The organism is Helicobacter sp. 23-1045 (assembly GCF_053654655.1).
Map to the genome: position 1 here is coordinate 1 of NZ_JBSIUR010000027.1, position 932 is coordinate 932.

Below are 932 nucleotides of genomic sequence, written 5' to 3' on the forward strand. Positions count from 1 at the left end.
CGTTTCGCGCCGTTTGCCTTGCTTGAATTATTGCTTTTAATGCAAATCTCAACTTCGCCATATTTGTTTTTTGTCTTTAACGCGCTTTTATTTGTGATTTTTTGCGTGATTTATTTGAGGATTTTAGGGATTTTAAGTCTCCCATTTCGCACCGCTATAATCGCGCTTTTATCGCTTAGCACGGCATTTGTCATCGTCTTTTTTGGCATTTGCTATTTTGAAAAAGTGCAGATTGTTTGGATTGCGCTATTTATGCTTTTTGCCCTCCGCACCCTGCAAAATCCCACGCCAAAAAATCAGCTTTTTGCCATCATTACGCTAAATATCGCGCTTTATTACAAAGAGCCGACTTTCCTTGCCGCACTTGCCTTTGGGGCGATTTTATTGCTTTATACACTACAAAATCGGGGGCAAAATCGCAAAAAAGATATACAAAAATTTGCGCTTTATATTATCGCTTCTGCCCTAATTTATGCGCTTTTGTATGTCATTCTCGTGCGTATGTCGTTTAATCCGCTGTATTATTACAAGCAAAATGCGATGATTTTTAGCGATTTTATGGCACTTGTTTTAAATGATGGCATAATCTTTTTTGGCATTTGCGGACTTTTTGCGTGGCGTGCTTTTTTGGTGGCGTTTAAAAATGCGGAAATTGAGGCGTTTTATGATAGCTGTTTGGCGGCGTCTCTTGCGTATTTTTTGGCATTTATGGTGCTAAAAATGTCCGCGCCATACTATCTTTTGCCCTGCTATGTGTTTGGAATCCCGCCACTGCTTTATTTTGGGCGCAAATATTGGAAAAATCTTTTTGTGAAAATTTGCCTAATTTGTGGGATTTTTCTCTTTTTTTCGCAGAATCTGCCAAATGGCATTTACAAAATGGTGGATTTAAAAGCGCAGGGCGTGCAGTTTCAGCGCACTTTGGATTTTGT

Annotated in this window: 1 protein-coding gene; it reads left to right on the plus strand. The window is 39.3% G+C overall.

The genetic code is table 11. The features are described from left to right. Positions 1–932, plus strand: a 932-nt coding sequence (locus tag ACWIUE_RS11880; RefSeq protein WP_454137001.1) for a hypothetical protein, incomplete at both ends; no start/stop codon positions are given.